Raw genomic sequence first — 15,415 nt, 5'->3', positions numbered from 1 at the left:
TCGGAAGATTGGGTTGATGCAAAAGAGTGACAAGCAACGCACGTTTGGAAGTCCCCCAGCCCGACCGAGGGGCGAAGACTGGCGGGGACTCTCCTATCATGATAGAAAGATGCTGCTTTCACAAGGTCCAGATCATCAAAAAACGAAAAAAGGAACTCGCATGACCACGAACCGATCCACGCTTCTGGGCCAACAGCTCAAAGAGCGCATCCTGGTGCTGGATGGCGCCATGGGCACGATGATCCAGGGGCACGACCTGACCGAAGCCGACTTTCGCGGGGCTCGATTCGCCTCCCATCCTGGCGAGCTCAAGGGGAACAACGATCTGCTCTGTCTGACCCGCCCGGATGTGATCCAGGGGATCCATGCCGCCTATCTGGAGGCCGGGGCGGATCTGATCGAGACCAACTCGTTCAACGCCAACGCCATATCCCTGGCCGATTACGGCATGCCCGAGCTGGCTTACGAGATCAATCTGCACGCCGCGCGGGTGGCGCGGGCGGCGGCGGACCAGATCACCCGGACCACACCCGAACGCCCGCGTTTCGTGGCCGGCATTCTGGGTCCGACCAACCGCACCGCCTCGATCTCGCCGGATGTGAACCAGCCGGGCTATCGCAACGTCACCTTCGCCGCGCTGGTGGATGTTTACACCACTGCGATCCGGGGTCTGGCGGATGGCGGGGCGGATGCCTTGATGGTGGAGACGGTGTTTGATGCCTTGAACTGCAAGGCCGCGCTTTTCGCGATTCTCGCCTTCAACGAGAGTCGCCCCGATCCTTTGCCGATCATGATCTCCGGCACCATTTCGGATCGCAGTGGACGGATTCTCTCCGGTCAGACCATCGAAGCCTTCGTGCATGCCACCGCCCATGCCAACCCGTTGACCATGGGGCTCAACTGCGCCCTGGGAGCCGAGCAGCTGCGTCCCCACCTGGCCAATCTGGCGCGCGCCTCGGAGGCGTTGATCTCGGTGCACCCCAATGCCGGTCTCCCCAACGAGCTGGGCGGCTACGACGAAACCCCGGAGGCCATGGCGGCGATCATCCGCGACTTCGCGCAACAGGGGCTCGTGAACATCGCCGGTGGCTGCTGCGGCACCACGCCGGCCTTCATTCGCGCCATCGCCGAGGCGGTGCGCGACCTGCCGCCGAGGGTTCCGGCCCGGTCGAACGGACTCTGCCGGCTTTCGGGGCTCGAACCCCTGGAGATCGGCGCCAAAGAATCGCTGTTCGTGAATGTCGGCGAGCGCACCAACGTCTCCGGATCGCGCAAGTTCGCGCGGCTGATCCGCGACGGCAACGACGATGAGGCCATCGAGGTGGCGCGCCAGCAGGTGGAGGATGGCGCCCAGATCATCGATATCAACATGGATGACGCCATGCTCGACGCGCCGGCGGCCATGACCCGGTTTCTCAACCGGCTGGCCGCCGAGCCGGAGATCAGCCGCGTGCCGGTGATGATCGACTCGTCGCGCTGGGAGGCGATCGAGGCGGGTTTGCAGTGTCTTCAGGGCCGTGGGATCGTCAACTCCCTGAGTCTGAAGGAGGGCGAGGCGGCGTTTCTGGAACACGCCCGGCTCACCAAACGGTATGGCGCGGCGGCGGTGGTGATGGCTTTCGACGAGGAGGGGCAGGCCGACACCCTGGAACGGCGTGTCGCCATCTGTCGGCGCGCCCATGATCTGCTCACCCAAAAGGCCGGTTTCCGACCCGAGGAGATCATCTTCGACGCCAACATCTTCGCGGTCGGCACCGGCATCGCCGCCCATGACCGCTATGCCATCGACTTCATCGAGGCGTTGCGGCGCATCAAGGCCGACATGCCCGGCGTGCTCACCAGCGGTGGGGTGAGCAACGTCTCCTTTTCGTTCCGGGGCAACGACGCGATTCGCGAGGCGATGCACGCGGTGTTTCTCTACCACGCGGTGTCCGCCGGACTCGACATGGGGATCGTGAATGCCGGGCAGCTGGCCATTTACGCCGAGATCGCACCCGTGCTGCGCGAGCAGATCGAGGATCTGATCCTCGCCCGGCGCGAGGATGCCGCCGAACGGCTGTTGGAGACCGCCCAATCCCTGAAGGATCAGCAACCCGGCGTCCGTGAAAAAAGCGAGGAGCAGAGCTGGCGCGGTCTGCCGGTGCATGAACGGCTGGTCCATGCCATGGTCAAGGGGATCGACGCCTTCATCGACGCCGATGTCGAGGAGGCCCGTCTGGCGGCCAGCGATCCGTTGGCCGTGGTCGAGGGTCCGCTCATGGCCGGCATGAATCAGGTTGGCGAGCTGTTCGGCGCGGGGCAGATGTTTCTGCCCCAGGTGGTCAAGAGCGCGCGGGTGATGAAAAAGGCGGTGGCCCAGCTCACCCCCTACATCGAAGCCACCCGTCTGGCCGGCGCGGGGGGCCCTTCGGCGAAGGGAAAAATCCTTTTGGCCACGGTCAAGGGCGATGTTCACGACATCGGCAAGAACATCGTCAAGGTGGTTTTGCAATGCAACCACTACGAGGTGATCGATGCCGGGGTGATGGTGCCTGGCGAGGTGATTCTGGATCGTGCCCAGACCGAAGGGGTGGATATCGTCGGTCTGTCGGGTCTGATCACCCCCTCTTTGGAGCAAATGGCCCTGGTCGCCGCCGAAATGGAGCGGCGTGGCATGACCCTGCCGCTGATGGTGGGTGGCGCCACCACTTCGCCGTTGCATACTGCGGTCAAGATCGCGCCCCATTATTCCGGCGTGGTCGTTCAGGCCCGTGATGCTTCCCAGGCGGCCTCAACCGCCTCGAAACTGCTTCATGACGACAAAAAAGGGCCATTCAGTGCCGAAATCACCGCCCAACATGCCCATTTGCGCGCCCAATATCAATTAAAGAAAAGTCAGCGTCCGCCACTCTCCCTCGCCGATGCCCGCGCCCGGCGGCTGGTTATTGACTGGTCAGTCCAACCGCCTGTCCCACCTCGTTTTCTCGGCATCCGGGTGATCGACGGGCAGTCATTGGAGGCCTTGGTTCCCTTCATCGACTGGACCCCATTTTTCCAGACCTGGGGTTTGAACGGTCGTTTTCCGGAGATTTTGAACCATCCGGAGCGAGGTGCCGAGGCGCGGCGATTGTTCGAGGAGGCGCAGCGCACTTTGGAGCGGATTTTGGCCCAGGGGATTTTGCGGGCCCGGGGTGTATTCGGGATTTTCCGCGCCAATGTTCTGGAGGGTGAGGAGGTGGTGATCCGTCCGCATGCCGGTTTCCCGGACGCGGTGTTGGCCAGGTTGCGGTGGCCGCGTCAGCAGGCCGAGCGGCCCGAGGGTCAGCCTTGTTTGTCGTTGGCCGACTTCATCGCGCCGTTATCGACTGGTTTGGAGGATGCCTTGGGGATGTTCGCGGTGACTGCCGGGTTAGGATTGGACGAGGCTGTGGTGGAGCTTGAGGCGCGTGGGGATGATTTCGAGGTGATCATGCTCAAGGCGTTGGCGGACCGGTTGGCCGAGGCGTTTGCCGAGCAGTTGCACTGGCGGGTGCGGCGTGAGTTCTGGGGGTATGCCGAGGGTGAGCCGATGGACAGCGAGGCTTTGATTCGCGAGCGGTATCAAGGAATTCGGCCTGCGCCGGGCTATCCGGCCTGTCCGGACCATGCTCAGAAGCGGGTGATTTTCGATTTGTTGGATGTGGGTGCGGTGACCGGGATGCGGTTGACCGAGAGTTTTGCCATGCATCCGGCGGCGGCGGTAGCCGGATTTTATCTGGCCCATCCGCAGGCGCGTTATTTGCGGGTGGACGGGTTGGATCGGGAGCAGGTGGCCGAGTTGGCGCGGTTTGGGAATGAGTCGGTGGAGGCTCTTGAGATGCGGTTGGTGAATCATCTCGGGTATGCGACGTAACAACGGTGGGGGCCGGGGGCCGGGGGCTGGGGGCCAAAGGTCCCCGAAAAACCGTTACGGGGGACCGGGGGCCGAAGGTCCCCGGCGGAGGTTCGGAGGCAGAGCCTCCGAGGTTTTGGTTCTGACTCTTCCTTTGCCTTTGCCTTTGGCGCGCTCTACAAAAAAGCGTTTTTTCGCGCCTTTTGCGAAAAAACGCTGCGCGCTGCCTTGGTCACGGGAGTTGGTTTTGCGATTTTTGCAAAACCAACTCCCGTGACCCTTGCCAGAACTGGCCTCCGGAGGCGGCTATCCGCCCCCGAGCAATTCGCCCCCTCCTTATGCCCTGACGGGCATCAGGAGGGGGCACATGAGACGCGCGCGCTGCGCGATTTTTCGCAAAAACGCGAAAAATCGCTTGTCGTGTAAAGCGCGCGAAAATCAAAAGATAAAGTCAAAAAATAAAGTCAAAAGAAAAGTCGTGGTACTTCGTCCCACACCCTACCGGAGGCTCTGCCTCCGGACCTCCGCCGGGGGCGATAATCGCCCCCGGACCCCCGTGATGACTTGTCTATCCCAACTGCTCCACCATCTCCCCCAACGTCGCCACGGGCCGCACCTCCAGATTGAGCGCTTTCGGCAGACTCTTCACACTCTGCGCCGGCACCAGACAACGGGTGAACCCCAACTTGTCCGCCTCCCTCAACCTCGGCCCCACATGCGATACCGCCCGCACCTCACCACCCAACCCCACCTCGCCAAAAATCACCAACCCCGGATCCAACGCCCGATTGCGATACGAGGCGTACAACGATGCCGCCACCGCCAGATCCGCCGCCGGCTCGCTGATGCGAAACCCTCCAGCCACGTTCAAGAACAGATCATGGTTGAACAACCCCAACCCCAGCCGCTTCTCGAGAACAGCCGCCAACATCGCCAACCGGTTGGGATCAAACCCCAACGTCGCACGCCTGGGCTGGGCCATGAGCGACGGCGCAGCCAGGGATTGAATCTCCACCAACAACGGACGGGTTCCCTCCATGCCGGCAAATACCACCCCACCCGGCGAACCCACACCCCGATCCGGCAAAAACAACTCGGAAGGGTTGGAAACCTCCACCAGACCACACTCGCGCATCTCGAACACGCCAATCTCGTTGGCCGGACCGAAACGGTTCTTGATCGCCCGCAAAATGCGGTAGTCGTGACCACGCTCCCCCTCGAAATAAAGCACCGTGTCCACCATGTGCTCCAACACCCGCGGACCGGCGATCTGACCATCCTTGGTGACGTGACCAACCAGAAACAGAGCCATGCCACGCTGCTTGGCCAACTGAATCAACCGCGCCGCACACTCGCGCACCTGAGAGACCGAACCAGCGCCGGAAGGCACGGCATCCGTGGCCAGGGTCTGAATCGAATCCACAGCCAATACCCGCGGCTCGCACGCGGAAACCGCATCAAGAGTCGCCTCCAGCCGGTTCTCCATGAGCACCAGCAACCGGTCCCCGGCAATGCCAAGCCGCTCGCCCCGCTGACGGATCTGCTGGGGAGACTCCTCGCCCGAAACATACAATACCCCACCCTGCTCGGATAAAGCGGTCAAAGCGGTCATGAGCAGGGTGGATTTGCCGATGCCCGGATCCCCGGCCAGCAACACCGCCGATCCAGGAGTCAACCCGCCCCCCAGGGCCCGATCGAGTTCGGCCACACCGGTGTTCAAACGAACACGGACATCCCCTTCGATGGCCGAAAGCGGCAAGGGCCTGGAGACGGGAACGGCGGAATGCACATGCGCACGCTTGGGCGCGGAGGGATCGACCGTGAAGGCCTTGAGGGTGTTCCAGGCGCCACAGGAGAGACACTTGCCCTCCCAACGCCCGAAATCGGCACCGCAGGATTCGCAGACAAAACGTTGTTTTTCGCGGCTCATGATAAGGGTTACGACACGACCCGCAGGTTGGGCCTGGGCCGCTTGGTGGTCGTTTCGGAAGATGGGGCCGCCGCACCATCCCCCTCGATCACCCGCAAGGCCACCCGCTCGCCCCGCGCCGGAGTCGGCGGCGCCAGAGGCTCGATCGGGGGGGTGGACAGCACCACCCCTTCCGGCAACCGCACCATAGACTCCTCCATGCCATGCCGGACACGGATCTCCTCGGGCATGGAGTCGGCCCAGAACATGCCGTGACGACTGTCGGGATTGAACGCACCCCACAACGCATCATACGGAACCACGCAATAATGCGGAATTCCCCCGAAACGCAACTCGGATTCGATCCCCTCGGGACCGATGTGAATCGGTTGCGGCATGGTACGGTTGAGGATCAGACGCAAACCGGTGTCCGAAGCGAACCGCCTGGGCACGGCCACGCCGGGCCAGGTGGCATCCAGACAGAGCATGACACGCCCCTCGGACTCGAGAATCAGACGGACAAGCTCAGCCTTCTGAGCGGCGCTGGCACTCTCCATGGCACCCCTCCACTCACCCCTTGAATCCGGTTTGATTGCAGAAAACACACCCCTTGCCCTGACACAACGAACAAGGCTCCCCCCCGGAGGAACGCACGGCGGTCGGGGCAGCCTGAACCGGCGGGGGCGCGGCCTGGTACGGCGCCGGTTGCGGAGCCGCCTGGAAGGGCGACGGCGCAGCCTGAACCGGCGGGGGCGCGGCCTGGTACGGCGCCGGTTGCGGAGCCGCCTGGAAGGGCGACGGCGCAGCCTGGTACGGCGCCGGTTGCGGCGCGGCCTGGAAGGGCGAAGGCGCAGCCCGGAAAGGAGCGGCATGCACCGGAGGCGGCAGGATGATCCCCATGCGCCGTGCCAGCACCTCGGTGTTGACCGCCAGACGCTGGGCCAGCTGCTCCAGCAGCATCCGTTCGTTCTCGTCGCACTGTCCGTCTGCGTAGATGACGTTGAGACAGCCGGTGACGATCAGTTTGGCCTCTTCCGAATCCTGGGGGATCGGATGGAGCACGGCATCGAACACCGCGCGCTCATCCAGGAAGGCCTTGATGGCGTAGTCGCGGAACTTGTCGATCAACTCTTCGAGGGGGAACCCGCCAAAGACCGGGTGCTGGGTATTCTGCAACAGGAAATTGCGGAATCCCTCGATCTCCGTGCGTTGCAACTTGCCGTGCTGGGCAGCCATCAGGCCGGTCCAGGCACAGAAGGCCTCGACGATGGGCCGGTACTGGGCGGACTGAACCCGCGAACCGATATTCTGCAACCCCTTGAACAACCCGGTGGCCAGATCGGTGGCCGCGCCCATGGCCCGTTGACCCTTCTCTTTCCAATCCGTTTGCGTGACCATGCGCGTGCGAACCCCAAAGACCGTGCGGTGATTAAGGATGGGACGAAACCAGGGGTGGGGATGGAGACGCGCCCCACCCCAACCTCTGGAATACTTGTAAGGGAGTTCGCGGCGAAACTCAACCCACGTCCACGCCGAAGCTTCTGGCCAAGGGCCCCAGACCCCCGGCGTAACCCTGTCCCACGGCGCGGAACTTCCATTCGCCGTTGCGCTTGTAGATCTCGCCGAAGATCATCGCCGCCTCGGTGGAGGCGTCCTCGGAAAGGTCATAACGGGCGATCTCGGCGCCACCCTCGGCGTTGATCACCCGCATGTAGGCGTTGTTGACCTGACCGAAATTCTGCCGGCGGCTCTCGCCCTCGTGAATGGTGGCGGCGATCACCACCTTGTCCACGTCCGCCGGGATCCCCGCGAGATTCATCAGGATGCGCTCGTCATCCCCCTCGCCCGCGCCGGTGCGGTTGTCGCCCTGGTGCTGCACCGCGCCGCCCGCGCCCTGGGCGTTGTTGTAAAAGACGAAATCGGCATCCGAACGGACCTTGCCGTTGGCACCCAGAATGAAGACCACCCCATCCAGGTCGAACGGCTGGCCATCGGTGGAACGGACATCCCATCCCAGACCGATCATGGCCGCCTTCATGCCGGGGGCCTCCTTGGACAACGACACATTGCCACCTTTGGTGAGGGAAACGGGCATTGGAACTCTCCTTGGATTATGAATGAGAACGAAAGATTGATGGTTCAACGCGACTCAGAGGTACTGACGCATCCGCTCCGTCAGATCGCCCAGGGTTCGACCCTGGGCGGTTTCGCCCACGGCGCGCACCGACCAGCCGGTTTCGCGGCGGTAGAGGGTCATCATGATCATCGCGGTGTGGGGACCCTGGGTGGTGAGTTGATAGCGCAGGATCTCCTGACCGTTGCTGGCGTCCACCATGCGACAGAAGGCGTTGTCGATGCTGTCGAAGGTGTCGTTGGAGTAGGAGCTGACCACGAACACCAGGGATTGGACCTGGGGCGGAACCCGATTCAGGGCGACGATGATCTGCTCGTCATCCCCTGCGCCCTGGCCGGAAAGATTGTCCCCGGTGTGCTCCACCGAGCCGTCCACGCTGCGCAGTTGCCGGAACCACACCTGATCGACCATGTTGCCCCGGTTGTCGAACAGGCCCACCGAGGCGTCGAGATCGATTTCGCTTTCGCCGCCCCCGGTCAGAAAACTCAAGAAACCCTTCTTGGGTTGCACACGGGCATCCCAACCCAGACCCATGACGATCTTGTCATAGGATTTACCGGTATCCTTTTCCAGGGAGACTCTTTGACCCTTGGTCAACGAAATGGGCATGGCAACCTCGCGAGCGAACATGAATGAAAGGGACAACGGTTGAAAGAACCTTATCGTACAAAATGGGGCTTGCCCCCCCGTTCGTCAAGAGCCAACTTTTTTTAATGATTGGTACCCAGGTCGCAAGCGTGCTAAACTGACTGGATGGGGGAAAGAATCCCCTCTACAACCCCCCGCGGAACGCTCCTGAAGAACCGTCCCACGGGTGACCGAAGATATTGTTTCTCCATTTCGCACACCATGCAAGGAGTCCAGACGGACCATGCGACCCAGACCCATGACCCTCGTGGTGCTGGATGGTTGGGGCATGCGCGGGGAGACCCGTTTCAATGCCATCCACCATGCCGCCACGCCCCATTTCGATCAGTGGTGGCAAACCCGACCCCATGCCCTGTTGCAGACCTCCGGGGAGGCCGTCGGCCTGCCGGAAGGACAGATGGGCAACTCCGAGGTGGGTCACGCCAATCTCGGCGCAGGTCGGATACTCTATCAGGATTTCACCCGCGTGGATCGCGCGGTGCGCGCGGGCGAGCTGATTCGCAACCCGGCCCTGGTCCAGACAGTCAACAACGCCAGCGCGGCGGGCGGAGCCATCCACATCATGGGGCTGCTCTCGCCGGGTGGGGTCCACGCCCATTCGGACCACCTGCTCGGCGCGGTGGCCGCGGCGCGGGATCTGGGGGCCAAACGCATCTTCGTGCACGCCTTTCTCGATGGCCGGGATACCCCGCCCCGTTCCGCCCTGGAGTACGTGGCCGCCTTCGAGGCCGGATTGCAGGCGTTGAACGCGGGTCGCATCGTCACCGTGTGCGGTCGCTACTGGGTCATGGATCGCGACAAACGTTGGGAACGGGTGGCCCGCGCGTATGCCATGCTGCTCGAAGGAACGGGAGAGCGGGCCGGGGGAGCCCTGGCGGCCATCCAGGCGGCCTACGACCGCGGCGAGGATGACGAGTTCGTCCAGCCGAGCATGATCCCGGATGAATCCGGTCGGGTGGTGGTGCTCGAGGATGGGGACGCCATCCTGATGATGAACTTCCGTGCCGACCGCGCCCGCGAGATCGCCCACGCCCTGCTCGATCCGGAACCGGATTCCGCCTCGGGGAGCCCCGGTTTCAGCGGCTTCCCCCGCGCGCGCCGGGTGCGACTCTCCGGTTACATGTGCCTGACCGAACACGACGCCACCCTGCCGGGCGTGGTGGTGGCCTTTCCGCCGCAAATCCCCACCATGACCCTCGGCGAGGTGCTCTCCGGTCTGGGCATGCGCCAGCTGCGCGCCGCGGAGACGGAAAAATACGCCCACGTCACCTACTTTCTCAATGGTGGTCAGGAGGTGTGCTTTCCCGGCGAGGACCGGCTGCTCATCCCCTCGCCCAAAGTGGCCACCTATGATCTCCAACCCGAAATGTCGGCCATCGCGTTGACCGACCAGGTGGTGGCCAGAGTCGAATCCGGGGTGTACGACCTGATCGTGGTGAACTTCGCCAATCCGGACATGGTGGGCCATACCGGCAAGTTCGACGCGGCCATCCAGGCCATCGAAACCGTGGACCGCTGTCTCGGTCGCCTGGCTCAAGCGGTGCTGGCGGCGGGCGGAGAGCTGCTGATCACCGCCGATCACGGCAACGCCGACTGCATGTTCGACGACCAGACCGACGGACCGCACACCGCCCATACCCTCAACCCCGCGCCGCTGCTGCATGTGGGCGCGCGTGAGCCGCGTCTGACCGATGGCCGGCTGTGCGACGTGGCCCCGACGCTGCTGAAACTCATGGGGCTCGCCATCCCGCCGGAGATGGAAGGGGTGGCGCTGGTGGATGGCCCATGAAACCCGACCACGCCGAACGCATCTGAACGTGACCAGGCAAGGAACCCGCGTGTCCCGCACGTCGCGCATCATCGCATCCCTGTTCCTGACCGGCGCATTGTTCTTTGGCTCCACGACCCGGACGAACGCGGTCAGCGAAATCGACAACCAGGAGCACGCCACCCTGGAACGGGGACGGTTGCAGCTCAACCGCACGGTGCGCGAACTGGTGCGGGAACAGCAGGCCCTGGAGCAGGCGCGCGGTCAAAGCCTGTCGCTTTTGACCGAACTGGAGACCATCGACCGGAGTTTGAGCGCAAGCGAACGGCGTCTGGTGGGGCTGATCGAAGAGCAGAGCGTGGCGTTGCGGCTGCAACCGGAGCTGGAGGCACGCATCCAGACCAATCGCGAACAGGTGGCGCGTCAGAAACAGCGCCTGGCCAACCATCTGCGGCTGATGTACCTTCTGGGCGCCAAGGGGGGCGTGGCACGCACGCTCCTGTCGCAAAAAGGGCTGGATGCCGGACGGCGCGGCATGCTCTACTACAGCCGGCTGGTGAAGACGCGCAACCAGGAGTTCATCGACTTCCGCATCGCTGCGGCACGTCTGCGCGGCGATCTGGAAAAAGGCAAGGAGCTGACCGCCACCCTGGACCGCCTCACCGCGAGCCTCACCGAAGAGCAGAAAAACCGCCAGTTGGAACGGCTCAAGCGTCAGGAGTTGCTGCGGCGCGCCCGCGAGGAGGAGTCGCTGCGTCAACGCAAGGTCGAGGAGTTGAGCCAGGCCAAGGGCCATTTGAGCGCCTTTCTGGAGAAGCTGAGCGGCTATTCGGAGCCGGAAGGTGTGTCGTTCGCCCAGGAGGCCGGCGAAAGCGGGGGGGCCATCCCGGAGCGCATCCAGGAACGGCGCGGTCATCTGCCCAATCCGGTGCCCGGCAGGTCGGAAAAACGTCCGCCGGGACTGTTCTATCCCGTGGCGGCCCACACCCAGGTCACGGCAATCCATGCCGGCGAGGTGGTCTATGCCGATTGGTTCAAGGGGTTCGGACTGCTTTTGATCCTCAAGCACGGCGAGCAGGTCTACACCCTCTACGGCCACAACGATCGCCTGCTGGTCAACCTGGGCGATCGGGTGCGCGCCGGCGCGACCATCGCCGAAAGCGGCGATACCGGAGTTCTGGACGGGGTGCCCGGACTCTATTTCGAAATGCGGGTCAACGGCAAGACCATCAATCCCCTCAACTGGCTGGCCAACACCGGGTGAACGACGAACCCATTCCAATGGGTCTGATTCTTGTATACATTCGACCGAACCCAAGGGACGTTCGGGCGCATCCATCGAGACTTCGAAAAGAGAGATTCAGGAGACGGTATGAACAATCCAAAACGGGGCAAGCGCCCCTGGCTCTTCGGCGGCGTGCTGGCGGTGGTGCTGATCGGGGCCAGTCTGACTGCCGAAAACGTTCTGGCGGTCAGTCAGATCACCTACGAAAAGCTGCGCGTCTTTTCGGAGGTCTTCTCGCTCATCAAACAGAACTACGTCGAAGAGGTGGATGAAAAATCCATTCTTTACGGTGCGATAGGAGGCATGCTCAAGACCCTGGACCCCCACTCCTCGTTCCTGACCCCCGAACATTTCAAGGAGATGCGCGTCGATACCCGCGGCGAGTTCGGCGGTCTGGGCATCGAGATCTCCCGCGACGACAAAGGGGTGCGCGTGGTCTCCCCCATCGAGGATACCCCGGCTTACCGCGCCGGCATGAAGTCGGGCGACATCATCGTCAAGATCGATGATGTCAATACCGCGGACATGGATCTGTTGGAGGCCGTCAAAAAAATGCGCGGCAAACCCGGCTCCAAGATCACCCTCCAGGTGGTGCGCAAGGGCGAAAACAAACCGCTCAACTTCACCCTGGTGCGGGCGATCATCAAGATCCGCAGCGTCAAATGGCGCGAAGAGGCCCCCGGCATCGGCTACGTGCGCATCATCCAGTTCAACGAACAGACCCAGCCCCTGTTGGAGACCGCCATGGCCGATCTGACCAGGAAGATCGAAGGCGGCAAGCTCAAGGGTCTGGTGCTCGATCTGCGCAACGATCCGGGCGGTCTGCTCGATCAGGCGGTGTCGATCTCCGACGCCTTCCTGGAAGAGGGACGCATCGTCTACACCAAGGGACGGATTCCGGGCAAGGATATGTCCTTCGACGCCCAGAGCGGCGATCTGGCCAACGGCGCGCCGATCGTGGTGCTCATCAACGGCGGCTCGGCCTCGGCCTCGGAGATCGTCGCCGGCGCCCTGCAAGACCACAAGCGCGCGGTGATCATGGGCACCCAGTCGTTCGGCAAGGGATCGGTACAGACCATCATTCCCCTCGCCGACGGCTCGGGCCTGCGTCTGACCACGGCCCAGTACTACACCCCGAACGGACGCTCCATCCAGGCCAAAGGGATCACGCCGGATATCGTGGTCGAGGATCTGGATATGAAGGACAAAAAAGGTCAACAGCGCCCCAAGGAGGCGGATCTCAAGGGCCACCTGCAAAACGCCGACTCCCCGGAGAAGGGTGCGTCCGGCGAGAACGGCAACGGCGAGGAGTCCAAACCCGACGCCGACAAAGAGCCGAAGCACGAGAAGGAGACCCCCGAGCCGGGCGCCGAGCCGGAAAAGGGGTCGAAAAAGGAGGGCGGGGAGAACGACGAGGAGAATCTCGATCGCATCACCGGTCACATCAAACAGGATCATCAACTGCAACGCGCCCTGGATCTGCTGAAAGGGTTCCAGGTTCTCGAGGGTCGGGTGAAGAGCAAGCCGGCGGGGAGCAAGTAAACCTTGACCGCTGACCTGACCAGCCCCCTCTCCCCGGAGTCCGGCAACGGCTCGGATGGACCATCCGAACCGTCGGACGGGCGCGCATCCCCGCGCGCCGCGGACGCGCCGCTCCTGGAGAGTCGCGAGGATCAGCCCCTCGAGGCGGAGACGACCGGCGCGGAGAATCAGCCCCTCGAGGCGGAGACGACCGGCGCGGAGAATCAGCCCCTCGAGGAGGAGACGACCGGCGCGGAGAATCAGCCCCTCGAGGAGGAGACGACCGGCGCGGAGAATCAGCCCCTCGAGGAGGATCAGCCCCTCGAAGAGGATCAGCCCCTCGAGGCGGAGACGACCGGCGCGGAGAATCAGCCCCTCGAGGCGGAGACGACCGGCGCGGAGAATCAGCCCCTCGAGGAGGATCAGCCCCTCGAGGAGGATCAGCCCCTCGAAGAGGATCAGCCCCTCGAAGAGGATCAGCCCCTCGAAGAGGATCAGCCCCTCGAGGAGGACCAGCCCCTTGAGGCGGACCAGCCCCTTGAGGAAGAGACGACCGGCGCGGAGAATCAGCCCCTCGAGGCGGAGACGACCGGCGCGGAGAATCAGCCCCTCGAGGCGGACCGGCCCGTCTCCGATCCGATCGCGACCGATGCGACCGGAGAGCCGTTCGAGGAGGACGATCGAATCGCGGCCTTCCTGCCGCCCGGCACGCGCGAAGAGGGTGCCGACGGGTTCGCATCCCCGCCGCAGTCCGAACAGGGGGAGCGGGTCGGCGAGAAGCGCCCCATTCAGACAGACGACTTCCACGCACCAACCTCCGAACCGGAGGCTTCGACGGACGAACCCGCGCCCGTCCATCCGCTCTCCACCGACACGGACGACGACCGTCCGGTGACCCTGCTCAAGCGGATCTATCTGCCCGACGAGCCGGAAGAGGAGCCGGCAGCGCGCCCAGGGGACAACCCCAGGCCCGACGCGCCCCTGACCGAGGTGGCGACGGGCCGGGATCCCGAGCGGGCAGCGCGTCAGGAGATCGAATACGAGCCCGAAGAGGAGAACGACTACGATCCGGCCACAAACCGCTGGTGGATTTTGCCGCTGGTGGCGGCGGTGATCTTTTTTCTGGCCGGAATCGGCACCGGACGCTATCTGGACGGTTTGAGCTGGCCCTTTGGCCATGAAACGACCCACGCCGACAAACAGACCCTGGTGACCATGGCGGTCCCCCCGCCGGGGGTGCCCGGCGCCCTCTCCGGGACCAGCGCGCCAGGCACTGTCAACGACGCAGGACCAGCCGTGACCGCTCCGGCCAAGGGTGAGACGACCCCCGCCAAGGAGAACGGATCGGCCAAGGAGGGGAGTCCCGCCAGGGAGGGACACCCCCCCGGCGAGACCGGCCCGCTCTCCGACGAGGTGAGCGCGCAGCCCAAGCCCGCCACGGAGGAGACGCCGCAGTTCGATCTGCAATACGAAGAGAGCCTGCCCCACGAGCCGACTCCCGAAGAGGTTCCGCCGGCCACCCCGCCGGACACCAGGGGCGGACCGCCGCGCGTGGCGGTGGTGATCGACGATCTCGGCTACAACGGACCGGTATCCCTGAGCATCGCCCGCCTGCCCGAGGCGATCACCCTGGCGATTCTGCCGGGTGGGGATTTCTCCCGGCAGGTGGTGTCGATCGGCAAGTCCACCCACAAGGAGATCATCCTTCATCAACCCATGGAGCCCCTGGGCTATCCGCGCGTCAAGCCGGGTCCGGGCGCCCTGCTCAACGGCATGGGGCATGACGAGATCCGCACGATTCTGATCCGCAACCTGGAGAAGTATCCGGAGGTGACCGGCATCAACAACCACATGGGTTCGCGACTGACCCAGAACCGCGAGGCCATGGATACGGTGATGGGGGTGTTGAAGGAACGGCATCTCTTTTTCCTGGACAGCCGCACCAGTCAAACCAGCGTGGGTTACGCCCGCGCCAAGGCCAACGGCGTGCCCGCGGCCCGACGCGACGTCTTTCTGGACAATGTGCAGAAGGTTTCGGCCATCGAGACCCGCTTGGCGGAGTTGGAACGGATCGCCCGCCACACCGGACGGGCCATCGGCATCGGCCACCCCCACGCCGAAACCCTGACCGCCCTGCGCAACTGGCTTCCTGCCGCCACCAAACGCGGCATCCGCGTCGAGGGGCTCTCCCATTTTCTGACCAACGGCGAGGCCGGACAGGCCCGTCCTGCCCCGTCGGGAGAGGTGGCCCGCGACCCGGCCCCGGACAAGGGGGCCCTCAACAACAAACCGGTCAAACT

10 protein-coding genes are annotated in these 15,415 nt (G+C 63.9%); 5 read left to right on the top strand and 5 right to left on the bottom strand.

Annotation, left to right across the window (positions count from 1 at the left end):
• Positions 1 to 160: 160 nt before the first annotated feature.
• Positions 161 to 3,871: a methionine synthase gene (metH, locus tag ACOY6C_RS00050; protein ID WP_420903429.1), complete on the top strand. Its 3,711-nt coding sequence runs from the start codon at positions 161 to 163 to the stop codon at positions 3,869 to 3,871.
• Between the two features lie 547 nt (positions 3,872 to 4,418).
• Here the strand turns inward: metH and radA are convergent.
• The 5 genes from radA to ACOY6C_RS00025 form a co-directional block, all read right to left on the bottom strand.
• Complete coding sequence (gene radA / locus ACOY6C_RS00045) at positions 4,419 to 5,780, bottom strand: DNA repair protein RadA (protein ID WP_420903428.1); 1,362 nt, start codon at positions 5,778 to 5,780, stop codon at positions 4,419 to 4,421.
• An 8-nt stretch (positions 5,781 to 5,788) separates the two neighbouring features.
• Entirely contained in the window at positions 5,789 to 6,316 is a 528-nt protein-coding gene (locus tag ACOY6C_RS00040) for a ClpXP protease specificity-enhancing factor SspB (protein ID WP_420903427.1), read from the bottom strand.
• A gap of 13 nt (positions 6,317 to 6,329) precedes the next feature.
• Positions 6,330 to 7,157, bottom strand: coding sequence for a tellurite resistance TerB family protein (locus tag ACOY6C_RS00035; protein ID WP_420903426.1), 828 nt, complete (start codon positions 7,155 to 7,157; stop codon positions 6,330 to 6,332).
• A gap of 118 nt (positions 7,158 to 7,275) precedes the next feature.
• Positions 7,276 to 7,854, bottom strand: a complete 579-nt coding sequence (locus tag ACOY6C_RS00030; RefSeq protein ID WP_420903425.1) for a TerD family protein — start codon at positions 7,852 to 7,854, stop codon at positions 7,276 to 7,278.
• A gap of 54 nt (positions 7,855 to 7,908) precedes the next feature.
• Entirely contained in the window at positions 7,909 to 8,502 is a 594-nt protein-coding gene (locus ACOY6C_RS00025) for a TerD family protein (RefSeq protein ID WP_420903424.1), read from the bottom strand.
• A gap of 262 nt (positions 8,503 to 8,764) precedes the next feature.
• Here ACOY6C_RS00025 and gpmI point away from each other — a divergent pair, with 262 nt between their 5' ends.
• The 4 genes from gpmI to ACOY6C_RS00005 all read left to right on the top strand — a co-directional run.
• On the top strand, positions 8,765 to 10,330 hold the full coding sequence (gene gpmI, locus ACOY6C_RS00020; protein WP_420903423.1) for a 2,3-bisphosphoglycerate-independent phosphoglycerate mutase: 1,566 nt from the start codon (positions 8,765 to 8,767) through the stop codon (positions 10,328 to 10,330).
• A 49-nt stretch (positions 10,331 to 10,379) separates the two neighbouring features.
• Positions 10,380 to 11,573, top strand: coding sequence for a murein hydrolase activator EnvC family protein (locus ACOY6C_RS00015; protein ID WP_420903422.1), 1,194 nt, complete (start codon positions 10,380 to 10,382; stop codon positions 11,571 to 11,573).
• Positions 11,574 to 11,681: 108 nt separating this feature from the next.
• Positions 11,682 to 13,136, top strand: coding sequence for a S41 family peptidase (locus ACOY6C_RS00010; protein ID WP_420903421.1), 1,455 nt, complete (start codon positions 11,682 to 11,684; stop codon positions 13,134 to 13,136).
• Positions 13,137 to 13,139: 3 nt separating this feature from the next.
• On the top strand, positions 13,140 to 15,415 hold a 2,276-nt coding region (locus ACOY6C_RS00005), incomplete at its 3' end, for a divergent polysaccharide deacetylase family protein (protein WP_420903420.1).

This window comes from Candidatus Magnetaquiglobus chichijimensis, from assembly GCF_045865675.1.
GTDB classification, from domain to species: Bacteria; Pseudomonadota; Magnetococcia; order Magnetococcales; family Magnetaquicoccaceae; genus Magnetaquiglobus; species Magnetaquiglobus chichijimensis.
Note: the sequence above shows the minus strand (reverse complement) of the source record. Positions and strands in the feature narration are given on the sequence as shown.